This is a genomic window from Paenarthrobacter sp. TE3676, from assembly GCF_056279165.1.
The window spans coordinates 208,846-230,481 of the sequence record NZ_JBWBQU010000008.1; the positions used below are offsets into that span (position 1 = coordinate 208,846).

The 21,636-nt window shown below is 63.9% G+C and carries 17 protein-coding genes; 7 read left to right on the forward strand and 10 right to left on the reverse strand.

Features of this window, described 5'->3' with window-relative positions; all coding sequences use genetic code 11:
* Nucleotides 1–5 precede the first annotated feature (5 nt).
* Together gatC and ACZ881_RS19070 are read right to left on the reverse strand one after the other, a co-directional pair.
* A complete protein-coding gene (gene gatC, locus ACZ881_RS19065; protein WP_017199363.1) occupies nucleotides 6–302 on the reverse strand; it encodes an Asp-tRNA(Asn)/Glu-tRNA(Gln) amidotransferase subunit GatC in 297 nt (98 codons plus the stop codon).
* A 381-nt stretch (nucleotides 303–683) separates the two neighbouring features.
* Nucleotides 684–2,180, reverse strand: coding sequence for a CitMHS family transporter (locus tag ACZ881_RS19070; protein ID WP_178996482.1), 1,497 nt, complete (start codon nucleotides 2,178–2,180; stop codon nucleotides 684–686).
* A 198-nt stretch (nucleotides 2,181–2,378) separates the two neighbouring features.
* Between ACZ881_RS19070 and ACZ881_RS19075 the strand changes: the two genes are divergently transcribed.
* The gene (locus ACZ881_RS19075) at nucleotides 2,379–4,079 is read left to right on the forward strand and encodes a sensor histidine kinase (protein ID WP_476117636.1); all 1,701 of its coding nucleotides are present in this window, start codon (nucleotides 2,379–2,381) and stop codon (nucleotides 4,077–4,079) included.
* Nucleotides 4,072–4,731 carry a response regulator gene (locus ACZ881_RS19080; protein WP_178996484.1) on the forward strand — a complete coding sequence of 220 codons (660 nt, stop codon included), beginning with the start codon at nucleotides 4,072–4,074 and terminating at the stop codon, nucleotides 4,729–4,731. The genes ACZ881_RS19075 and ACZ881_RS19080 overlap by 8 nt, the downstream gene beginning before the upstream one ends.
* Before the next feature lie 79 nt (nucleotides 4,732–4,810).
* Here ACZ881_RS19080 and ACZ881_RS19085 read toward each other — a convergent pair whose 3' ends face one another.
* Together ACZ881_RS19085 and ACZ881_RS19090 are read right to left on the reverse strand one after the other, a co-directional pair.
* Nucleotides 4,811–5,203 (reverse strand): RidA family protein, encoded by a 393-nt coding sequence (locus ACZ881_RS19085; RefSeq protein ID WP_476117603.1) that lies wholly within the window; start codon nucleotides 5,201–5,203, stop codon nucleotides 4,811–4,813.
* A gap of 58 nt (nucleotides 5,204–5,261) precedes the next feature.
* A complete protein-coding gene (locus tag ACZ881_RS19090) occupies nucleotides 5,262–5,774 on the reverse strand; it encodes a GNAT family N-acetyltransferase (protein ID WP_178996488.1) in 513 nt (170 codons plus the stop codon).
* A 470-nt stretch (nucleotides 5,775–6,244) separates the two neighbouring features.
* Between ACZ881_RS19090 and ACZ881_RS19095 the strand changes: the two genes are divergently transcribed.
* From ACZ881_RS19095 to ACZ881_RS19115, 5 genes are read left to right on the forward strand one after another with little or no spacing between them, the layout of a single operon-like run.
* Entirely contained in the window at nucleotides 6,245–7,351 is a 1,107-nt protein-coding gene (locus tag ACZ881_RS19095; RefSeq protein ID WP_476117604.1) for an ABC transporter substrate-binding protein, read from the forward strand.
* 2 nt (nucleotides 7,352–7,353) lie between these two features.
* Nucleotides 7,354–8,268, forward strand: a complete 915-nt coding sequence (locus ACZ881_RS19100) for an ABC transporter permease (protein ID WP_476117605.1) — start codon at nucleotides 7,354–7,356, stop codon at nucleotides 8,266–8,268.
* The gene (locus ACZ881_RS19105; RefSeq protein ID WP_476117606.1) at nucleotides 8,244–8,972 is read left to right on the forward strand and encodes an ABC transporter ATP-binding protein; all 729 of its coding nucleotides are present in this window, start codon (nucleotides 8,244–8,246) and stop codon (nucleotides 8,970–8,972) included. The genes ACZ881_RS19100 and ACZ881_RS19105 overlap by 25 nt, the downstream gene beginning before the upstream one ends.
* A gap of 30 nt (nucleotides 8,973–9,002) precedes the next feature.
* Nucleotides 9,003–10,370, forward strand: coding sequence for an LLM class flavin-dependent oxidoreductase (locus ACZ881_RS19110; RefSeq protein WP_476117607.1), 1,368 nt, complete (start codon nucleotides 9,003–9,005; stop codon nucleotides 10,368–10,370).
* The gene (locus ACZ881_RS19115; protein WP_476117608.1) at nucleotides 10,370–11,404 is read left to right on the forward strand and encodes an aldo/keto reductase; all 1,035 of its coding nucleotides are present in this window, start codon (nucleotides 10,370–10,372) and stop codon (nucleotides 11,402–11,404) included. The genes ACZ881_RS19110 and ACZ881_RS19115 overlap by 1 nt, the downstream gene beginning before the upstream one ends.
* A 6-nt stretch (nucleotides 11,405–11,410) precedes the next feature.
* Here the strand turns inward: ACZ881_RS19115 and ACZ881_RS19120 are convergent, their stop codons facing one another.
* From ACZ881_RS19120 to ACZ881_RS19145, 6 genes are read right to left on the reverse strand one after another with little or no spacing between them, the layout of a single operon-like run.
* Nucleotides 11,411–12,619, reverse strand: coding sequence for an AAA family ATPase (locus ACZ881_RS19120; protein WP_178996500.1), 1,209 nt, complete (start codon nucleotides 12,617–12,619; stop codon nucleotides 11,411–11,413).
* A gap of 24 nt (nucleotides 12,620–12,643) precedes the next feature.
* On the reverse strand, nucleotides 12,644–13,468 hold the full coding sequence (locus ACZ881_RS19125; protein ID WP_476117609.1) for an inositol monophosphatase family protein: 825 nt from the start codon (nucleotides 13,466–13,468) through the stop codon (nucleotides 12,644–12,646).
* A complete protein-coding gene (gene ligA / locus ACZ881_RS19130) occupies nucleotides 13,465–15,771 on the reverse strand; it encodes an NAD-dependent DNA ligase LigA (protein ID WP_476117610.1) in 2,307 nt (768 codons plus the stop codon). Before ligA ends, ACZ881_RS19125 begins: the two co-directional genes overlap by 4 nt.
* A gap of 39 nt (nucleotides 15,772–15,810) precedes the next feature.
* Nucleotides 15,811–16,446, reverse strand: coding sequence for a hypothetical protein (locus ACZ881_RS19135; protein WP_476117611.1), 636 nt, complete (start codon nucleotides 16,444–16,446; stop codon nucleotides 15,811–15,813).
* 12 nt (nucleotides 16,447–16,458) lie between these two features.
* Nucleotides 16,459–20,913 carry an FtsK/SpoIIIE domain-containing protein gene (locus ACZ881_RS19140; protein WP_476117612.1) on the reverse strand — a complete coding sequence of 1,485 codons (4,455 nt, stop codon included), beginning with the start codon at nucleotides 20,911–20,913 and terminating at the stop codon, nucleotides 16,459–16,461.
* Nucleotides 20,910–21,614, reverse strand: coding sequence for a hypothetical protein (locus ACZ881_RS19145; protein WP_017199350.1), 705 nt, complete (start codon nucleotides 21,612–21,614; stop codon nucleotides 20,910–20,912). Before ACZ881_RS19145 ends, ACZ881_RS19140 begins: the two co-directional genes overlap by 4 nt.
* Nucleotides 21,615–21,636 lie beyond the last annotated feature (22 nt).

Consider the following 21,636-nt stretch of genomic DNA (forward strand, 5'->3'; position numbering starts at 1 on the left):
AGTGATTAGTCCTCATCCAGGATTGCCGGGACCTTGAAACGGTTCTCGTAAGCATCCGGAGCGCCGGACAACGCCTGCTCAGCCGTGAACGTGTGGCCCACAACGTCCTCGCGGAACACATTGGTCAACGGAATCGGGTGCGACGTCGCCGGGACGTCCTCCCCCGCAGCTTCGCTCACGCTCTTCACCGAATCCACAATGACAGCAAGCTCAACAGCCATCCTGTCCAGTTCTTCGGCACTCATTTCAATGTGAGCCAGACGCGCAAGATGCGCGACGTCGTCACGGTTGATCGCAGCCATGGATCTCCCCTGCAAAGTTCAAATGGTTTTCCGAACCAGTCTACTTGGCTGTGGGTCGCCTTCGAACTGATGCGCTGACGCGCAGGGCGGCTAGTCGCCTTACGGCGGCTTGCCGGGGACGATCCCTTAGCTGCTCGCTCGTTCCTCGCTTAGACGCAGCCTGCGCGATGTCCCCGACCGCCGCCTTGTGGCCAGCTCACCTTGCGGTCAGTGCCCACCCAGCGCCGAGTCACCCACAACAAGCGAGGCAGCAAAGCGGACCATTCGCGCTTTGCTGTCTCGTTTGTTGTTTTGGGTTGGGGAATGGGTGGGTTTGCGGGGGCGGACTGGGTCTGACTCCGCAGCGGCCGGAGGGCGGCCGCTTTAGGCCGCGCCATTTAGCTAGCCGATGCCGATGGCTCCGGTCAGGACTCCTACCGCCAGCATGACCACCGAGATGACTGCCGTGCGCCAGAGGACCTTCTTGTGGTGGTCGCCCAGGTCTACCTTGGCGAGGGAGACCAGCAGGAGGATCGCCGGAACCAAGGGGCTTTGCAGGTGGAAAGGCTGCCCGGTGATGGAGGCGCGGGCCATGTCCACTGCATCTACGCCGTAGTGCGCGGCGGTTTCGGAAAGGACCGGCAGGACTCCGAAGTAGAAGGCGTCGTTGCTCATGAAGAACGTCATCGGAATGCTGAGGAGGCCGGTGATGACCGCCATGAACGGGCCCATCTCGGCGGGAATGATCTGGACCAGCCACTCGGACATTGCTTTGACCATGCCCGTGCCGTTGAGGACACCTGTGAGCACCGCGGCGGCCATGACCATGCTGACGACGGCGACGATGGACGGCGCGTGGGCGATCAGCTGTGCGCCTTGGTCCTTGACCTTGGGGAAGTTGACCAGCAGGGCGATCGCGGAGCCGACCATGAAAACGAACGGCAGCGGAACGATGTTGGCCACCAGGACCACCATGACGGCAACGGTCAGGCCCAGGTTGAACCAGAACAGCTTGGGACGCAGCGTTGAGCGGTTGGGGTCAAGGGCAGTGTCTGCCATGGCGGTGTCGTGATCGTCCACCAGTGTGGCCGGATCTTCAAGAACCGCGACGCCGGAACCTCCGCCGCTGCCAGGCTTGCCTGCAGTTGCGCCGGTGCGGCCAAAGCCGAAACGACCAGCGCCAAATCCTGAACCCGAACCCGCGGCAACCGAACCGCCACGGCCCGTGCCGCCGTCGAACGCTTCCGAAGGATCGGCGACGTCGCCCCAGATCTCGGGGGCAGTGGTACGGAGGCGGTTGCGTTCCTGGAGGCCGAGCAGCCACGCGAAGACCATGACCACAATGAGGCCGACGATCAGCGAAGGGACCATAGGCACGAAGACGTCGTTCACATCAAGCTTAAGCGCGGTGGCTGCACGCGCCGTGGGGCCGCCCCAGGGCAGGATGTTCATGGTGCCGTTGGCGAGGCCCGCTACACAGGTGAGGACCACTGGGCTCATCTTGAGACGCAGGTAGACCGGGAGCATGGCAGCCGTGGTGAGGATGAAGGTTGTGGATCCGTCGCCATCCAGGGAGACAGCGGCCGCCAGGATGGCGGTGCCGAGGACAACCTTCGCGGGGTCGTTGCCCAGCTTGCGCAGGATGAACTTCACCAGGGGGTCGAACAGTCCGACGTCGATCATCAGGCCGAAGTAGATGATGGCGAACATGAGGAGCGCGGCCGTGGACGTCATGGACTTCATGGAGTCCATCACCATGTCGCCGATGCCGAGACCCGCTCCGGCGAAAAGGCCGAAGACTGTGGGGACGATGATCAGCGCCAGTACTGGCGTCAATTTTTTGGTCATGATCAGGACCATGAATACCGCAATCATTGCGAATCCAAGCAAAACCAGCACGGCCGGCTCCTTACTACTGTGAATGGCGCCACGTCGGTGTGATGCGCACTACAGACGATATGGTGGCGGCCGTCACGGACAGGGGTTTCCGGGAATTGTTGGGAATACTGCTCGTTGCGAACGTTTTGCGCATTGTGCTCAGTGATTCAATGGATCAGGAGGAAAGGAGCAAAGGTGCCGCGCAACAGCAGGGTCAGCATGCGTTTCTCCACCCAAACCCTTCTCCTGCAGTTGGGGGTTGTCCTGCTGGTGGTCCTGCTCAGCGGCACGGTCCATGCCTGGCTAGTGTACGAACGGATCGGTACCGAAGCCGAAAACCAAGCACTCACCCTTGCAAGGACGGTCGCCGCGGATCCGGATATAAGGTCCGGCGTCCAAGCCATCAGCAAAGATGAAGGAACGCCTCCCCCGGATGTCCTCGCCGGCGGCACGCTGCAGGCTGCGGCCGAAGCGGTTCGGATCCGGACCGGGGCCCTGTTCGTGGTGATCACCGATGAAACGGGGCTGAGGCTGGCCCACCCGGACACGGCACGATTGGGCGAACGCGTCAGCACGGATCCATCAGTTGCACTGGGCGGGCAGGAAATCACCACACGCAACACGGGAACGTTAGGACCATCGGCAGGGGCGAAGGTCCCCGTGTTCGCGCCGGAGAGTTCTGACTCGATCGTGGGCGAAGTCAGCGTTGGCTATTCCGTGGAGTCGTTCAGCAACAGCCTGGCCCGCGACATCGTGCCCATTGCACTCACCGCCGGCGGTGCACTTCTTGCCGGCGTCCTGGCGTCCTTCCTGCTCCGGCGCAGGCTGCAGCGGCTCACACTCGGATTGGAACCGGAAGAAATCAGCACCCTGGTCCACGACCAGGTTGCCGTGCTCCAAGGTGTGGATGATGGCGTGATCGGCATCGCCGCGGACGGACGCATCTCGGTGTTTAACGCCGCCGCTGCACGACTCTTGGACATGCCCGACGCCACCGGTCAGGACTGGGCGTCCGCCACCGTTCCCGAGCAACTCAAGCAGCTCACCCAGCCCGCAGCCCGTGACGCCGAAGCCGTGGAAATTGTTGCCGGCGGACGCGTCCTGGTCGCCAGCGCGCGCAAAGCGTGGCACCGCCAGGAGGACCTGGGCTGGGTTGTCATGCTGCGCGACCGTACGGAATTGCAGCAACTCACCCGCCAGCTCGACGCCGTGGGGACCATGTCCACGGCCCTCCGCGCCCAGCGCCACGAATTCGCCAACCAACTGCATACCATCGCCGGTTTCATGAGCATCGGCCAGCATGATGCCGCCAAAGAGTACCTCGCCCGCATCTCGGCCACAGGGCCATTGAAGTTCCCGGTGGAGCAGGCCGAACTGCTCCAGGATACGTACCTTCAGGCGTTCATTGGCGCCAAGGGGGTGGAAGCATCCGAGCGCGGGGTATCCCTCCGCATCGGACCCGAAACGCTGGTCCGTGGACACGTGGCCGATCCCCAGGACGTGACCACCGTGCTCGGCAACCTGATCGACAACGCGGTGAGTGCCGCCGTCGGCGGTTCTTCAACGGAACGTTGGGTGGAAGTTGAGCTGCTGGATGATGTCACCCAAACCGGTGGAACCCTGCACATGGTGGTGGGCGATTCGGGCGACGGCTTGGGGAGCCTGGAGCCGGAGGAGGTTTTCGCCGAGGGATTTACGACGTCGGAACGACCGGTACGCTCGGGGGCTGGACAAGGTTTGGGGCTGGCGCTGGTGCGGCAGCTTGCGCGGCGGCGCGGAGGTGATGTCCGCGTTCTGGAGCCCGGCAGCCACGGCGGACCCGGGGCAGTGTTCATGGCCGCCATCCCTGGCGTCATGGATTCCGCGGAGCACGCGGGCGCAGGGGCGGACTTAACGTTGAGGGAGGACAGCAATGGCTGAGGATTTGCGGGTATTGATCGTGGATGACGACTTCCACGTGGCAAGACTCCATGCAGCCTATGTGGATTCCGTGGCCGGCTTCATGGCCTTGGCGCCGGCGGGGTCGGTTTCCCAAGCGCTGCAGGCGATCCACAGCCTGCGTCCCGATCTGGTGCTGCTGGACGTGTATTTGCCGGACGGCTCAGGCTTGGACCTGCTGGGTCAGCTGGACGTTGACGCGATCATGCTTACTGCTGCCTCCGACGCGCAATCCATCAAGGTTGCACTGCGGCGCGGCGCCTTGGGATACATGCTGAAGCCGTTCACGGCCGAGTCCCTTTCTCAACAGCTCCGGTCCTACGCCCGGTATCGCCGGATTCTGGGGCAGCAGACAGCCGTTGACCAGACCACCATTGAGCGAGCCAAGCGGTCCCTGATTCCGGGCGATGTAACACCGTCAGCCAAGCCGCGGTCCGCGACGGAGGCGGCGGTTCTGGAATCGTTGCTTCCCGGAGAGCAATATTCGGCCGCCGAGGTTGCTGAGCGGGTAGGCGTTTCCCGGGCCACAGCGCAAAGGTACCTGTCCTCGCTAGCGGACGATGGCGCCGTCGAAATCCAACTGCGCTACGGAAGCACAGGCCGCCCCGAACACCGCTACGGCGTCCCCGCCTGACCCAACTAAGTCGCATTTGTGCGCGTTTTGAGGGCTCAAAACGCGCACAAATGCGACTTAGTTGGGCGCGGTAGGTGGGTTACGCGGACTTCTGCGCCACGAGCTCGATCTCCACCAGCATCTGGGGATCCAGGAATGGCAGGACGTGCACCAAGGCCAGCGTGGGACGGATCTCGCCGAAGACCTCACCGTGAGCGCGGCCGGCGTCCTCCCATTTGCTGATGTCCGTCAGGTACAGCTTGGACTGGACGACGTCATCGTAAGAGAACCCGGCGTCTTCGAGCACAGCGCCGAGCTTCTCCAGGATGTACTTGGTCTGCGAGTAGAAGTCATCGCCAACAATCGCCTGTTTGCCATCAACGAGCCCTGAGGCAGCCGTGGCAGAAATGAAGAGTGTGTTGTCCACCTGGACTGCGCGGGAGTAACCCAGAGTCTGCTCCCAGACTGAACCCGTGCCGAATGTCTTGCGCATGCCGCGCCTTTCCTGTCGCTTTCGCACGGTCCGTTGACCGGCGTTTACGAAGGAAACTTTATGACCGCGGGAGGTCCAGCCGGTAAACGAACAGCTTTATGTCGGTGCCGGGAACGAACCAGTCGCGGTGCGGGGCCCGCTCAAAACCCGTCCGCGCATAGAGGGCGTTGGCGCTTTCCCACGTGGCGCCCGTAGTCAGGGACACAGCCTTGATGCCATTCATGGCTTTGGCTTGGTCGACGACGGCCTGCACCAACGCGCGGCCCGCACCGGAGCGCTGGACTGCCGGATCCACCACGAGGGTACGCAGTTCAAGTTCGTCTTCCAGGCCGATGTCGGAGAAGCCGCCGCCTGCCGGTGCTGCCGTCACGGAGCCGATGACCTCACCGTTGCGCTCTGCCACCAGGATCTCTGCGTGCTCCGCGCGTCCGGCCACGTCCTGGAGCTTCTTCAGGTACGGGTGATCGGCGTCGCCGTAATACCCCGCGGTGACGTAGGAGTCCTGCGTAATGCGGGCAACGGCGTCGTAGTCTTCGGGCAGGGCGGGACGGACGGTAATCGGCGAAAGCACCTACCAATGGTAGTCGCCCTTCACGCACCAACAACGCTAAATGCGCCTTTCCGTGATGGAACTATCAGTCTCGAACGGAACGCACGACGCCGGGTGGTTGACTCCCGCTGTTCCTCTCCGGTTCCGTCGGGCTGCCGATTGTGTTGCCTCCTGTGGCGTCCAATTGAGCCGCGTTGCGTGCCGTGAACCCCGGTTTCGTGCTGTTGCGGGCAAATGTCGAAACGCTGGCGCAGGGTATTGCGGGCGTGCTTGAGTTGCCACACGGCGAAGTACTGACGCCTTCATAGCCGTGACAACTTCGTGGATACAGAACAGGAGGAACAGATGCCCGCGACCGATTTCCAAACAAACGTAGCGCAGGCTCACTCCTGCTGTCCGTCCTGCCTTCAGAACTAGCGATCTGCAGCGCTGCCCGTTGAAGCCTTCGGCTCCGGTCCAGCGAAACCCTCCCGCACCTGAAAGGCTTTTGCATGCTACCCGCGTCCCTCCGCGCCCAAAAACTCCCCAAAACACCCAACCGCCGCCACGTCCTTGCCGCCCTCCTGGCCATTCCCGCCCTCGGCCTGCTCACCGCCTGCGGCGGAGCAGCCACCGCAGGCGGACAAGCAACGCAAGCGGCCCAAGTCACGGCACCACTGGCAACCAACGTCCCGGAAGGGACCACGTTGGTGGTGGGCGACCCCTCCGTACAAGTCGCACTGGAATTGTCCGGCTTGGACAAGAAACTCAGCTTCCCCGTGAAGTTCGCCAACATTTCCGGTGGCCCTGCCACTACTGAAGCGTTCCGGGCCAACGCCCTTGATGTGGGATCCGTGGCCGACATCCCACCCATTCACGCAACATGGACCGGCTTGGATGTCCGCATCGTCGCCAGCGTCTATCGGCAGGATGCCGTGAACCACCCCCTGTACGAACTCGGCGTGGCACCCGGGGCCGGCATCACCGACCTTCAAGGCCTTCGCGGCAAGAAAATCGCCTACAGCCCCGGCCAGGCACAGGGCGCCTTGGTGTTGCGGATCCTCGAAAAGGCCGGACTCCAGCAAAGCGACGTGAAGCTCGTGGAACTGCCCAGCACCGGCGACACCTACTCCACAGCCCTCTCCAGCAAGCAGGTGGACGCCGCGCCACTCGGCGGTGTCCAGATCAAGCGCTACCTCGCCAAATACGGCGCCGACGGCGGAACCACCCTGCGGCACGGTCTCAGGGATGACCCCGGCCACCTCTACGCGCCAGCCAAGGTGCTGGATGACCCAGCCAAAGCGGCAGCGCTTGCCCAATACGTCGAGCTCTGGGGCCAGGCCCAACGCTGGATCCAAGACCACCCCAAAGAATGGCTCGAAGGCTACTACGTCAAGAACCAAGGGCTATCCGCTGAGGACGGCCAGTACTTGATTGATGCCGCCGGCGAGCGCGACCTCCCCACCTCATGGACGGAAGCCATTTCCCGCCACCAGCAGACTATCAACCTCCTAGCCAAGGAACAGAAGAAGCCCGAGCTGGACGCCGCCAAGCTGTACGACCTCCGGTTCGAGGCCATTGCCGGGACGGCTTACGCGGCAGCCGGGAAGGGAGCATAGCCATGACTACAACTGCCGCCCGGCACGCAACTACGCCGACCACTCCCCCGCCAAGGGGCGACGTCGCAGCTCCCCCGGGTGCCGTCGTCGAGCCTCACCTTGACCCGGCCCTCACGGGAAGGCCTGACGTCCGCCCGACGAGCCGTCGACTGGGTCCTGGCAAGCGTCGCCGTTTTGCGGGTTTGGTGGGTCCGGCCGCGCTGATCCTGATATGGGTGGTTGCCTCGGCTACAGGCCTGCTTGACCCGCGCATCCTGTCCGAACCGTGGACCGTGGTGTCCACGGCGGGCGAGTTGATCGCCGATGGCCGGCTACAGGAGAACCTGGCGATCTCGGCACAGCGGGCAGGTTTGGGCCTCTTCTTCGGCATCGTGGTGGGTGCGTTGCTTGCGGTCCTGTCCGGATTGAGCCGCGTGGGCGAATCCCTGATCGACGGTCCGGTGCAGATCAAGCGGGCGATTCCCGGTCTCGCCCTGATCCCGCTGCTCATCCTCTGGTTTGGCATCGACGAAACCATGAAGGTCCTCACCATCACTCTGGGAGTGTTCGTTCCGATCTATCTCCAAACTCATGCCGGTTTGCGGGGCATAGACCTGCGGTATGTCGAACTGGCACAAACCGTCGGCCTTAGCCGGGCCGGATTCATCCGCCGCGTCGTCTTGCCGGGGGCTCTGCCGGGGTTCTTCCTGGGACTCCGCTTCGCAGTCACCGGCGCGTGGGTGTCGCTGGTGGTAGTGGAACAGATCAACTCAACCAGTGGCATCGGCTACATGATGGAGCTCGCCCGCACGTATGGCCAAACGAACATCATCGTCCTGGGCCTGGCCGTCTATGGCATCCTCGGCCTGCTTTCCGACGCCGCTGTCCGGCTCCTCGAACGAAAGGCACTGTCATGGCAACGCACGCTGGCGGGCTAGGCACACCGCGCACCGGCCCCTCCCACGAGGTCTCTGTCCGCAACCTCATCCGCAGCTTCGGCCCGAAGGGCGTCCTCAACGGAGTCGACCTCGACATTGCACCCGGCGAGTTTGTGGCCCTCCTCGGCCCGAGCGGCTGCGGCAAGAGCACCCTGCTGCGGGCCCTCGCAGGCTTGGACCGCGATGTCCGGGGCAGCGGCGTGGTGAAGGTGCCGGACCAGGTGTCCGTAGTTTTCCAGGATTCCCGCCTGCTGCCGTGGGACAGCGTACTGGGCAACGTCACTTTGGGACTCAGGGATCACGACGCCGATGCCCGCGGGCGCCACGCCCTCGCCGAGGTGGGACTTGCCGACCGCGAGAAGGCCTGGCCGCATGAGCTGTCCGGCGGTGAACAGCAACGCGTCGCTTTGGCGTGGTCGCTGGTTCGTGAACCCAAGCTGCTCTTGGCCGATGAACCCTTCGGTGCCCTCGACGCCCTCACCCGGCTAAAGATGCATGTGCTGTTGAAGGACCTCGTCGCCGCCCATCGCCCGGCGGTCCTCCTCGTAACCCACGACGTCGACGAAGCCATCACGCTGGCCGACCGCGTCGTCGTCCTCCGCGACGGCCGCGTCTCCCTTGAGCGCAAAGCCGGGACCGCCGTCGACCATTCAACGCTGAGGGGCGAACTGCTCGAAGCCCTCGGCGTCCACGCTGCTGCCTAAACCCTCATATTCAATCCAAGGAGAAACCCCATGACCGAACCACAGCGCAAACTTCACCTGAACGCTTTCCTCATGAGCACAGGCCATCACGAAGCATCGTGGCGGCTGCCCGAAAGCGACCCTTTGTCCTCCACCAAGGTGGAGCACTACCAGCATCTGGCCCGCACCGCTGAACGCGGAAAGCTGGACTCCATCTTCTTCGCCGACTCGCCCGTCCTGTTCGGCGAGGTGGGTCGCCGTCCTGCTGGCAAACTGGAGCCCACGGTACTGCTGACCGCCATTGCAGCGGTCACGCAGAGGATCGGTTTGATCGCCACCGCCTCGACTACCTACAACGACCCCTTCAACCTGGCACGCCGCTTTGCTTCAGTGGACTGGGTCAGCGGCGGCCGCGCCGGCTGGAACGTCGTCACGACGGCGGGACCGGATGCCGCGCGCAACTTCGGCGTCGATGACCAACCGGCACACGCCGTCCGCTATGAGCGGGCTGCCGAGTTCATTGAGGTGGCGCAGAAGCTCTGGGACAGCTGGGAAGACGACGCCGTGCTGGCGGACAAGGCCGAGGGCGTGTGGGGCGATGACAGCAAGATCCGGGCCATTGAGCACGAAGGCAAGCACTTCCGTGTCCGCGGACCGCTCAATGTCCCCCGTTCGCCGCAGGGGCACCCGCTGATCGTGCAGGCCGGTTCTTCCGAGGACGGCAAGAAGCTGGCGGCGCAGTACGCCGAAGCTGTCTTCACCGCCCACCAGACCTTGGCCGATGCCCAGGCCTTCTATTCGGATCTCAAGGCACGTACAGCAGCCGTGGGCCGCGACCCGGAAGGCATCAAGATCCTGCCGGGCATCGTCCCCGTTATAGGTTCCACGGAGGCTGAAGCCCTGAAGCTTGAGCGCGAGCTCGACGAACTCATCAAGCCCGAGTACGCCCGGGAGCAGTTGGCCAAGACACTGCGCCTGGCCCCGGAAGACCTTCCCCTGGACCGCCAACTGCCCGCAGACCTGCCCTCCGAGGACGATATTGAAGGAGCTAAGAGCCGCTACACGCTGATCGTGGAACTGGCCCGCCGCGAGCAGCTCACCGTTCGCCAGCTGATCGGCCGCCTGGGTGGAGGACGAGGGCACCGCACCTTCTCCGGAACACCCGAACAGGTTGCCGACGCCATCCAGGACTGGTTCTTTGCCGGCGCCGCAGATGGCTTCAACATCATGCCGCCGGTCCTCCCCTCCGGTTTGGAGATCTTCGTCGACCAGGTGGTGCCGATCCTCCAGCAACGCGGCCTGTTCCGCACCGAATACACCGAGTCCACACTGCGGGGGCACTACGGCTTGGCCCGGCCTGAAAACCGTTTTGCCGGTTCCGAGGGCAAGCAGCTCACGTCCATCGGGTCGGCGTTCTGATGACGGAATACCGGAACCTGGGCCGAACGGGCGTCAAGGTCAGCCAGCTGACGTTGGGGACCATGATGTTCGGGGCCATCGGAAATCCCGACCACGATGACAGCATCCGCATCATCCATCGGGCACTGGACGCCGGCATCAACCTGGTGGACACCGCCGACGTGTATTCCCAGGGCGAGTCAGAGGAAATTGTGGGCAAGGCCCTGCAGGGTCGGCGCGATCAGGTCATTCTGGCCACGAAAGTCCACGGACGCCTCGGCGACGACGTGAACCAAGCCGGCAATTCGCGGCGTTGGATCATCCGGGAAGTCGAGGACAGCCTCCGCAGGCTGCAGACAGACTGGATCGACCTTTACCAGGTGCACCGGCCCGATCCCGACACGGACATCGACGAGACCCTGGGAGCGCTCAGCGACCTCGTCACCCAAGGCAAGATCCGTTACATCGGCACGTCCACGTTCCTCCCCGGCCAGATCGTCGAAGCCCAGTACGTGGCCCGCGAGCGCCATCGGGAGCGGCCGGTCACCGAACAACCGCCCTACTCGATCCTGGCACGGGGCGCCGAGCGCGAAGTCCTGCCTTTGGCGCAGCAGCACGGACTCGGCGTCCTGCCATGGAGTCCGCTCGCCGGTGGGTGGTTGTCAGGCAGGATCAAGGCCGACGGCGGTCACCTTGCGTCGAGCCGAGCGGCCCGCCAACCAGCCCGGCACGACCCGAACCTTCCCGGGAACGCCCTCAAGACGAAGGCCGTGCTCGAGCTGACGGAGCTGGCGGAACAGGCCGGGCTTTCCTTGGTTCATCTGGCCTTGGCCTTCGTTCTCGAACACCCTGCCGTCACCTCGGCGATCATCGGTCCACGAACCCTCGACCACCTCGAAGCAGCTCTCGGGGCAGACAAGCTCACGTTGTCCCCCGATGTGCTGGACAGGATCGACGAGATCGTGCCGCCCGGAACAACCCTCAACGCAGCTGATGCCGGCTATGAACCGGTGTGGCTGACTGAGCCGGCCCGTCGTCGTCGTTCTTTGAGGTAAAGCACTTCAACGCTTGGGCCAGCTCCACAACGGACCTTCCAGCGGTCCCAAACCCTTGATCCTGGTCTCGCCCAGGTCCTTGTAGAGCTCATGCTCGTGGGCGGCTCCGCTTTCGCGAAGTGCCTTGAGCAAGGCCTCGGAGTGGGTCACCACGATCATCTGGCTGTTGGCACTGGCCTGGACAATCAGTCCGGCCAGTGCCGGCATCAGGTCAACGTGAAGGCTTGTCTCGGGTTCGTTGAGGACCATGAGCTCCGGGGGCCGCGGCGTCAGCAATGCAGCGGTGAGCAGGAGGAAGCGCAGCGTTCCGTCCGAAAGTTCAGCGGCTTTCATGGGCCGGAGCATGCCCGGCTGCCGCAACTCCACACTGAACCGGCCGTCGCTGACGGCGATCTCCAAACGGCTTCCGGGAAAGGCGTGGTCGACGGCGGCATCCAACTGCCGCTCGAAGCCCACCTCGCGTAGCGTTTGGAGTGCGGCGGCGAGATCCTTGCCGCTGTGATGCAGCACAGGGGTGCGTGTCCCGAGCTGCGCCTGACGTGCAGGAGCTTCGGCATCAGTGCGGAAATGATCGTAGAAGCGCCATGAACGAACCGAGTCACGGACCCGCAGGACTTCCGGTGCACGGTCCTGGTCCGAGACCTCCGTCAGCATGCTCTGGAAGGTGTCCAAACGCCGGGACAGTTCGGTCCACTCGCCATCCGGTCCGCGCAGCTTGGCGAGGCTGCCCTTGCGGTCCACCAGCAACGAACCGGGCCGTGCCACGGGACCGGAAAAGATCTGTTCCCGTTTGATCTCCGGGTCCAGGCTGAAGGCCGAAGGCCGGGAACGGCCGGTTTCCGGGTCAAACCCGGCGCCGCTGGATGCCGGCATGCCAAGGTCCACCAGATAACCGAAGTCGTCACTGGAGTAGCCCAGCTTCAGGTTTACCGACTCCCGACGGACCGTCCCTTGGACGGGTACTTCACCACGGCGCATAGCCTCGCTGATGGACTCGGGCCCAGCCCACAGTGTGGAAGCCAACCCGCCGTCCCGGGCCAGGGAGCCCACCACGTTTCCGGAGTCACCGCCGGCGCATTCGGCGAGCAGCCGAAGTGCCCGATAGAGGGAGGACTTCCCACTGCCGTTGGCTCCGGTCACGATGTCCAGGCCATGCAACTCGATGGCGAGATCCCGGATGGACCGGTAGTTGGCGATGGCGAGTGCTTTGATCAATGGTTGATGGTCACTTGCGAATAGTCACAACGGGAATTTGCCGGAGAGTTCCAAGGTCCCTGCACACATCCAGGCCGACAACCGGTCTTTTGTGCTCGGACCGCCATCCAGTGGGCTCTCCAGGCGAGGCCGGCGCACCCAGCAACCCGCTTCTTCCGCAATCAGCGCACCTGCAGCGAAGTCGTGCTCGTTGAGGCCCCGCTCACCGTAGGCGTCGAAGGTTCCGTCCGCCACCAAGCAGAGGTCCAGTGCAGCCGAGCCCAAACGTCGGACGTCGGCAAATCCGTCCATGAGCCCTGCGAGGCCTTCAGATTGGCTTGCCCGGGTAGCGGGATCGTAGCTGAAGCCGGTGGCCAGGATGAGGCCGGTGCGCCCGGGAACCGGACCCGCCAGGCGCGTCGCCTCTCCCCCGGCTTCCATCCACGCGCCATGTCCGCGGGCCGCGGAATAGATGCGCCCCAACGCCGGCGCGTGAACCACGCCGGCCTGCCAGACGCCGTCGGAATCTGCTACGGCAACGGAGGTGGCGTAATAGACGATGTTGCGGATGAAGTTGGTGGTCCCGTCCAGGGGATCGATGGACCAGCGGTATCCCGAGGGCCGTTCGGGCCGGATAGTACCGTGTTCCTCCCCCGTGATCGTGTCGTGGGGCCGTTCGACAATGATCGCTTCACGGACCGCGTTCTCAGCTGCGACGTCAAAAGCGGTGACCCAGTCACCGGCCTCGCCCTTGTTGCTGGTTTCCAGACCGTCGCCGCCCGTGCCGGTGGCGGACCACTGTGCAAGGACAGCAGCGCCCGCAGCCGCCGCACGTTTTGCTACAGCAAGCAGTTCTCCGGCGTCCGTCATTCGGAGGCCGCTTCCGCTGCTGTTTTATCCACTACGGTTGCTTCATCCGTTGCGGCTTCAGCTTCCGTCCCGGTCTGTGCCGGCCCGTTGGCCAGGAGCTCGCGGAAGCCGTCCTCGTCCAGCACCGGCACGCCGAGTTGCTCGGCCTTGTCCAGCTTGGTGCCGGCACTTTCACCGGCCACCAGGTAACTGGTGTTCTTGGAGACGGAGCCGGAGGCTTTGCCGCCGCGGATGATGATGGCTTCCTTGGCTTCGTCGCGGCTGAAGTTAGGCAGCGTACCGGTAACTACCACCGTGAGCCCCTCAAGGGTGCGGGGCACCGAGGTGTCCCGTTCATCCTCCATGCGCACCCCGGCGGCCGCCCAGCTGTCCACGATCTCGTTATGCCAGTCCACGGCGAACCATTCCTTGAGCGCCACGGCAATGGTGGGTCCGACGCCGTCAACGTGAGCCATTTGCTCTTCCGTGGCATTGCGAATGGCATCCATGCTTCCGAATGCGGTGGCAAGAGCACGCGAAGCAGTTGGCCCGACGTGCCGGATGGAGAGCGCTACAAGTACTCGCCACAGCGGCTGCGTCTTCGCCTTTTCCAGCTCCACGAACAGTTTTTCCGTCGTTGCAGTGGGCTTGGAGGGAGACTTGGCCGTTCCCTTGGTGTAGAAGTACGGGACGAGCTCGTATTCGCCCGTTCCCACACCCTTGGACCGCTTTTCCCTGCGGATCTTGACGTCCGCCAGGTCTTCACGCGTCAGGCTGAACAGGCCGGCCTCACTGGTGAGGGGCGGCGTCTCAGGCTCAGCCGGCTGTGTGAGGGCAATAGCGGCCTCCCACCCGAGCGCCTCGATATCGAACGCGCCGCGGCCCGCGAGGTGGAACACGCGCTCCCGCAGCTGCGAGGGGCAGGACTTGGCGTTGGGGCAACGAATGTCCACATCGCCTTCCTTCGACGGCGCCAACGGCGTGCCACATGACGGGCATTCCGTGGGCATCACGAATTCGCGAACCGGCGGATCCTGTTTGTCACGCAGGGCCAGCACCGGGCCGACGATCTCCGGAATGACGTCTCCTGCCTTACGGAGAACGACGATGTCGCCGATCATGACACCCTTGGCCTTGACCACGTCCTGGTTGTGCAGGGTAGCCATTCCCACCGTGGAACCGGCCACCTTCACCGGCTCCATCAGGCCGAAGGGAGTCACACGCCCTGTTCGGCCAACGTTCACGGCGATGTCCAGGAGCTTGGTGTGGACTTCTTCGGGCGGGTACTTGTAGGCAGCAGCCCACCTGGGAACCCGGGAGGTGTAACCAAGTGCACGTTGGGTGGCGAAGTCATCGATCTTGACCACGATGCCGTCGATCTCATGCAGGAGCTTATGCCGGCGCTCACCATAGTCGGCGATGAACTTCAGGACGTCGTCGAACGTGTCCAACACCTTGAGGTATGGGCTGACCGGGAGCCCCCATTCTTCAAGGAGCTTGTACGTTTCTGACTGGCTCTTCGCTTCGAGCCCTTCACGGGCGCCGATGCCGTGGACGAACATGCTGAGCGGACGCTTGGCGGTTTCAGCTGGATCCTTTTGGCGAAGCGATCCAGCGGCGGCGTTGCGGGGGTTGGCAAGCGGTGCTTTGCCGGCGGCGACGAGCGTCTCGTTGAACTCGACGAAGGCCTTGGAGGGGATGAACACCTCGCCACGGATTTCTACTTCCGACGGATAGCCTGAACCGCTGAGCTGCCGTGGGATCTCTTTGATGGTGAGGACGTTGTGAGTGATGTCCTCACCTGTGGTGCCGTCGCCCCGGGTGGCGGCACGGACCAGTTTCCCGTCCCGGTACAGCAGATTGACGGCAAGGCCATCGATCTTCAGTTCAGTCAGCCAGGCGATGGGCGGGACGGAATCGCCGAGCTTCGCCACCGACGCTGCAGCCTTGCGGACCCAGGCTTCAAGCTCGTCCAAGGAGAAGACGTCGTCAAGGCTGTACATCCTCTGCAGATGCTCCACCGCCGCGAAAGCGGACGAGACCTCGCCACCAACCTCCTGGGTGGGCGAGTCATTGGAGACGAGCTCCGGGTGCAGTGCTTCCAGTTCCTCCAGCCGGCGGTACAGTTCGTCGAACTCCGCATCGGAAACCGTTGGCGAGTCTTCCTGGTAGTAGGCATACCGGTACTTACGGACCAGGTCCGCTAATTGCTCGTACTCATCCCGCAGGGACTCCGACGGCGGAGTCCCTTCCTCCGCGACGATTGCCGCAGCGGCGTCTTGGGTTGTGGTGTCGACCGGATCCGGATTCTCTGGTGTGCTCACAGGTCTATCTTGCCGTAACCCACGGACATTAAAGAGCTGCTAGTGGGACGACAGCCGGTTCTTGCTCCATAACGCGAATGCCAGCCCTCCCAGGCCAACCACCAGGACGGCCCCCAGGAGGCCGAACAGTCCGAGCATGTTGGGACCCGAGAATGAGCTCGAAGCCAACGCGGCCGCTTCCGTCTCCTTGCCCTTATCCACCGGCGTGTTCCAGTTGGAGGACTTGCCCGGGCTTGCGCTTGCGAAACCAGTGGAAGGAGAGGACGACGGCGTTGCTGACGCGGACGTCGCACCAGAGGTTGCGGTGGGTTCGGCCGAGTTCGACGCCGCATCGGTCCCCTGAGGCGCTACGGTGACGAACTGGGTCGCCGCCGGTTGTGGCGGAACCTGAACAGGCTGCGGGGCTTGAACCGGGGCTTGCACCGGCGGGGCTTGAACCGGCGGGGCAGGCGCAGGAGCAACCTCAGGCTCCCTGACCCGGGTCGGCTCCGGTTTGGATGACGGAATCTTGTCCGTTTCCGGAGCGAGCCCGGGCTGCGTGGCTTCCGGTTCCGTGGGTGCCTCCGAGGGTACGCAGAGGATCTTCCCATCGCACGGCGCAGCGTGTGCGGCTGCAGCGGGCGCACACAGCAATCCAACAGCCAGCACCACGGCTGGAATTACGGGGCGTCGCATGTAGGCAGCCTCCTAGCTACGGTTTTCAGGCGGCATGGCGATTTGCAGCTTGCGTACCTTTCCACGGCCCACGATGTATCCGCGGCCCGGGATGAAGTCCTTGCTGATGCGGCCCAAGGAGGTGTTGAGGAGGCTGTCGCCTTCCACATCTCCGGGGTTGAGCAGAAGCCCGCGGCGTCCGGATTTGAACGGCTGGGCAAGGGACCATGCCTGGGACCATGTGGAGGTCTCAGACTCGCCCACCACCCACTGATCAGCCTTGATTGCGGCCGTGACCAAACGTCCCACGCCGGATTCGGCCAAGGTGTCCGTGAACTCAGTGAGGCCCTCGATGAAGATGGCCATGGTGCCAGGGTTATCCGAGGCTTTGTCGATCAGGTCGTCCACTACGTCCGAGACCTCGTCCGGCCCCACCAATGACCTGCTCCAGATGTTCAGTGATGCCACGGCGGAACGCCGGGAACCGATGTAGATCAAATCAGTGCGCGGGTTGGAACGCCGCAAGGCGTAGGCCAAGGTGACCAGGGCGACTGTGCGTCCGGCGCCTGGGGGGCCAGCCAGCAGAAGTGATCCCTTGGCGGCGATGGCCGCCGAACCCAGCGTTTCGTCGTCGACACCAATCACTGGGTTGTCCGGGGCGCCGGTGGGCAGGATGTCCAGGTCCACCAGTTCCGGAAGCCGCTGGATCTGCGGTGCTTGCTCGAGTCCCTGGCGGAGCATCGCCTGGCTGAGCTTGGCCACTTCCCGGGCCTGGAGCGCGAGGTTCGAGTTCCCTCCCAACACGGCGAGCTGAACTTCCAACCCGTCCAGCAGGCCACGCCCGGGAGGCGATGCAGCGTTGAGGACATCCTTGGGGACGTCCAGGGTCATATAGTCGTCTTCGGAGCTGAGGCGCAGGACCAGCCGCTTCTGGATGGAGGCAAGGAGCGACGCCGGAACAGAGTTGGTGCGGTCACCGCTGACTACCAGGTGGATGCCCAAGGGACGTCCGTCGGTGGCCAGTGTCAGGAAGATGTCCCACAGCGCAGACAAGTTGCTGTACTCGTAGGATTCACGGAACGAAGACATTCCGTCCACCAGGATGAAGATGCGCTTCTCCTCCGGGCGGTTGGCCAGCTGCCGGTATTCGACGATGGTGGAGGCCCGGACCTCAGCGAACCGTGCTGCCCGGTCGTCCGCCACTTCCTTGAGCCAGCGCAGCAGGCGCCCTACGCGCTCCACGTCGTCGCCGTTAATGATTTCGCCAACGTGCGGAAGGCCGTCAAGCATCTTGAGTCCCGAGGAACCACAGTCGATGCCATAGACGTGAACCGGCCCACCACGCGGTGTGACAGCTGCGGCGATGGCGATCCCGCGCAGTGCCGCCGACTTACCGGATCCGCCCGTGCCGTAGACGGCCATGTTGCCGTCTTTGTCCGGCTCGTAGAACACTGTGGGCTGGTCCTGGTGGGCGGGGTCATCCGCCACGCCGAGCAAGAGCCGCTCATCGGTCCGCGGGTTGGGAAGCTTGGAGAAATCGTAGGTAGTGGCGAGTTCGTTGAGCCATGGCTTCCGGGGAGGCTCGATGGACAGGACGTCAGCTGCCCGGATGATGTTTCCGGTCATCCTGGCAATGTCGTTGGGTCCGGCGGGTTCTTCTTCAACCTGCGACACCAAGGGCGGTTCCCATGTGGGGCCGGACCCGAACGCCATCTCCACGATGTCGATCCGGGGTCGCTGGGGCTTTTCCGTCGTCCAGCCGCCGGCGTAGCCGGTCTGGAAGCCCTGGATGCGGCCGGGACCTGTCTTCGCGGCACCACGGCCGGGAATGGACGGGTCAAAGTAAGCGGCTGTCGGGACGCCAAGGATGTCCGTTGCGTCCACTTCATCGGCCATGCGCAAGGCAACGCGGAGGTTGGTGTTGGCACGCAGGTTGTCTTTGATGACACCGGCGGGCCGCTGCGTGGCCAGGATCAGGTGCAGGCCCAAGGACCGGCCACGGGCGGCGACGTCCACCACACCGTCAACGAACTCGGGAACTTCGGTAGCCAGCGCCGCGAATTCGTCCACGATGATGATGAGGTACGGGGGTGCCTCGGGATCGGCTTCGCGTTGCAGCGCCAAGAGGTCCTTGGCTTTCTTACGGTTCAGGAGCCGTTCACGGTAGTGGAGTTCTGCCCGCAGGGATGTCAGCGCACGACGAACCAGGTGCGGGGACAAGTCGGTCACCAGGCCAACGGTGTGCGGCAAGTGCAGGCAGTCGGCGAATGCGGCGCCGCCCTTGTAGTCCACAAACAGGAAGCTGACACGGTCCGGGCTGTAGGCGGCAGCCATGCCCATCACCCAGGACTGGAGGAACTCGGATTTACCGGCACCCGTGGTTCCGCCGACCAGTGCGTGCGGACCTTCGTTCTTGAGGTCGAGGTAGAACGGCTCCACACCTTTGGAACCAACCAGCGCGCGGAGGCTGCCGTTGTCCTTCCGGTTGGGCACGGCCGTGGCGTGGACAGAGTTGTTCTCCTGCCAACGCTCGGCCACGGCCTGTGGATTGTCCATCAGATCCTTGCCGATCAGCGTGGCGTAGGAGACAGCGCGCGGGAGGTCGGAGTCGTCGTCGAGCGGGTTTCCAACATCCACCAGCGGCGACATCATGCGTGCCAGCTGCGTGGCGAGGTCCGCATCGAGGCTTTCACAGCTCACCGGGTACGTGTGGCGGCCCAACCGGACCTGGCCGGTGGTGGTGCCGTGATCGCCGTCCACCGAGAGGAAGTCACGGCATGCCGCGGGAAGGGACTGTACGTTGGCCGCCACCCACATGACGTGCACGCCGTAGTCGGGGCCGCGTTCCACCAACCGCGTGAGACGGCCACGGTCCACGGGGGCGTCGTCTTCAACGATCACCAGGACGGCCGGAACCACGGGACCGGGAACTTCTTCATGCTCGTTCTTCAGCCCAGGCCGCGGATGCGGGCCCGGCTCCTTGGCCATGGATTCGCGTTCTTCCACGAGGTTTTCGAGCCGCGACAACAGGGCAGCACCGGCACCGGGGCCGGCAGCGAGATGATCGCCGGATATGGGGCTGTGGCCTGAACCGACATGCGGGAGCCACTGCAGCCAGTCCCAGCGCTCACGGGAACGGGCCGAGGTCAGTGCCGTGAGGACAACTTCGGCCGGTGAATGGAGTCCCACCAGCTGGAGGACCATGCCGCGGGCCACGTCGTCCACCACGCTGCGGTCCCCCGCCACGCCAAAGGAACCCGAGGTGCGCAGCTGCGACACGATCGGAACGCCTTCAATGACCCGGACCTGCTGCAGGCACTCCTGGATTTCCCGCATGTACTGCGGTTCAGTTTCATTGGCGCCCGGTTCGTCGAACTGGATGCGCGATGGTGCGGAGCCCAATCCGAAGCGCACCCCCAGGAAGTGCTGATGCTCCGGGCGGTGCGTCCAGAGAAGGGGCCCGAGTTTGTAGATCGCGTCCACGGTGTCGCTCACGGACGGCGCTTCCTGGAGCCTGACAGCGCGCTCAATGTTCTGCTGCTTGTCGATGTCCTCACGGAACGCCAGCATGGCGGCTTTGAACTGTTTGTGGCCTTCCTTGGCCTGCCGCTTGCTCTGCATTTTGTGGTCCACATAGTGCCCCACAATGAACAGCGGCATCATCGCCATGAAAATCACGGAGAGCAGGTTTTGCGTGAAAGCGAAGAGCACGCCGCCCATCAGGAGCGGCGCGATCAGCATGATGTAAGGGAAGGGCTGGTGTTCCGGGCGCTTCGGCCCCGCAGGCGGCACGCGCTTGGGCGACTCGAACCTGGGCAACACACGCGGGGAGCGATTGAAATCCACCAGCGGCGACGACGGAGCCCCGCCGTGGTTCCGGGAAAGGGCAACGACGCCCACGGAAGTATCACCCAAAGTAACGGTGTCGGAGGATTCAAGTGTTGCCCGGGTTACCGGCAGCCCATCCATGAGGAGGCCGTTGGCGGAGTTCGTGTCCACGATTTCCACCGTTTCGCCCACCGTGATCCGCGCATGGCGCTTGGACGTCAGCGGGTCCGACAAACGAATGTCGGCGTCACGGTCCCGGCCGATGTAGCTGGTGCCGAAAGGCAGTGAAAATTCGCGTCCGACGTCGGGCCCTGACATGACGCGCAACGTCGCCGCTGCCGGTCCCCTGCCATTGCCGTTGGCCTGCCCGTTGGATGCGAACTGCTCGCTGACCTGCGCGAGTGAGACCTTGGACCCTGGCCGCAGCCCCGACTCCAGCAGGTTGTCCGTCGGCCGCAGGACGTGCCCGGAGAGCCCGCCGCCAACGAAAGCCTCGTCCACGCTGATGGACAGGTTCGACGGCGGTTCGGTCCCCTTTCGTGCGGGGTCGGCAGCCCAAAGTTCGGTGGCAATATCAGCCACGGTGGCACGACCATCCACCGTTACGGCGAGGTCCTTTGCTTCCGCAGGGTCACGCCGCAAGGTCAGGCGGAACTTCATCCTTCGTCGACTCCACTCATTTTTTCAAGGAGATGCAGGTCAGCCGGAGTCACCAGATGTGACGTCACGGCGTGTTCCACCAGGCGCGCCCGGCGGTTGGTGGCAAGTTTTCCAACCCCGCCGCGGAGGCCCACGACGCCTACGCGGTCAAGTTTGTCGCAGACGTTGTCCAACTTGCGGTTGAAACGGGTCAGGGCCCAGCCCAGTCGCTTCGCGGCCTCGGCAGATGACGGAATGGCGCTAAAGCCGGTGCCATCGCGCCGCAACATGGGTTCGGCCAAGGCAACGATGAGCGCCTTTTGCGAATCGGTGAAGACCACGGGTCCGATCGTGGTGTCCCCCGCTTGGTCGTCATCGCGTGCTTCGTGCCGGAAGGACGGTGTCTTCAAGTGAACAGCGAACTCGTAGGTGGTAGGTCCGGCCGTGAAAATCACGTTGGTGTGGCTGAAGACCAGCGGGATCCTCGCCCCGGGCGCAAGCCAGGCCTGCATGCCGCCGGAGCCGTCAGCAATGGTGGCGGACAGCATGCTGCCGACGTTGCTGAGCCACCACATGCCGTCGTAGCGCGCGATCTGCAGGAAGCGTCGGTGCAGATAAGGGTTGTCGTCCACTTCCAAGTCACCTTCGCGTCCAATATCGAAGATGTCCTCGTCGGATGGTTCGTACCATTCCCCACAGAAATCTATTGCTAGATCCCCCATGATCTGTGCCTCCTCAGTCGGC

Bases quoted from the DNA above. Each gene is read 5' to 3' on its own strand.
- gatC (WP_017199363.1), bottom strand. From the start codon at position 302: ATGGCTGCGATCAACCGTGACGACGTCGCGCATCTTGCGCGTCTGGCT.
- ACZ881_RS19075 (WP_476117636.1), top strand. From the start codon at position 2,379: ATGCGTTTCTCCACCCAAACCCTTCTCCTGCAGTTGGGGGTTGTCCTG.
- ACZ881_RS19080 (WP_178996484.1), top strand. From the start codon at position 4,072: ATGGCTGAGGATTTGCGGGTATTGATCGTGGATGACGACTTCCACGTG.
- ACZ881_RS19085 (WP_476117603.1), bottom strand. From the start codon at position 5,203: ATGCGCAAGACATTCGGCACGGGTTCAGTCTGGGAGCAGACTCTGGGT.
- ACZ881_RS19095 (WP_476117604.1), top strand. From the start codon at position 6,245: ATGCTACCCGCGTCCCTCCGCGCCCAAAAACTCCCCAAAACACCCAAC.
- ACZ881_RS19100 (WP_476117605.1), top strand. From the start codon at position 7,354: ATGACTACAACTGCCGCCCGGCACGCAACTACGCCGACCACTCCCCCG.
- ACZ881_RS19105 (WP_476117606.1), top strand. From the start codon at position 8,244: ATGGCAACGCACGCTGGCGGGCTAGGCACACCGCGCACCGGCCCCTCC.
- ACZ881_RS19110 (WP_476117607.1), top strand. From the start codon at position 9,003: ATGACCGAACCACAGCGCAAACTTCACCTGAACGCTTTCCTCATGAGC.
- ACZ881_RS19115 (WP_476117608.1), top strand. From the start codon at position 10,370: ATGACGGAATACCGGAACCTGGGCCGAACGGGCGTCAAGGTCAGCCAG.
- ACZ881_RS19125 (WP_476117609.1), bottom strand. From the start codon at position 13,468: ATGACGGACGCCGGAGAACTGCTTGCTGTAGCAAAACGTGCGGCGGCT.
- ACZ881_RS19135 (WP_476117611.1), bottom strand. From the start codon at position 16,446: ATGCGACGCCCCGTAATTCCAGCCGTGGTGCTGGCTGTTGGATTGCTG.
- ACZ881_RS19140 (WP_476117612.1), bottom strand. From the start codon at position 20,913: ATGAAGTTCCGCCTGACCTTGCGGCGTGACCCTGCGGAAGCAAAGGAC.
- ACZ881_RS19145 (WP_017199350.1), bottom strand. From the start codon at position 21,614: ATGGGGGATCTAGCAATAGATTTCTGTGGGGAATGGTACGAACCATCC.